Genomic DNA, 339 nt, shown 5'->3' with positions numbered 1-339 from the left:
CGGGCGAATGTAAGATCGGTATTATGCCGGGCTACATTCATATGCCAGGTCATGTGGGAGTCGTATCCCGTAGCGGTACGCTGACGTACGAAGCGGTTCATCAGCTTACAACACGTGGTATCGGTCAATCATCAGCTGTAGGGATTGGCGGAGACCCTGTTAAAGGTTCCGAATTTATTGATATTTTATCTCGCTTTAATGATGACCCTGATACACACGCAGTTATTATGATTGGTGAAATTGGGGGTACTGCTGAAGAAGAAGCAGCAGAATGGATTCGCGATAATATGACAAAACCTGTCGTCGGTTTCATCGGCGGGGTTACAGCACCTCCAGGAA

General features: G+C 47.5%; 1 pseudogene. It reads left to right on the top strand.

Annotated elements, in window-relative coordinates:
- Positions 1–339, top strand: a pseudogene (locus tag GQY27_RS21295) (succinate--CoA ligase subunit alpha); the annotation flags it as partial.

This window comes from Paenibacillus sp. An7 (genome assembly GCF_009870785.1).
Lineage (GTDB): Bacteria > Bacillota > Bacilli > Paenibacillales > Paenibacillaceae > Paenibacillus.
This window is presented reverse-complemented; position numbering and strand designations above follow the sequence as displayed.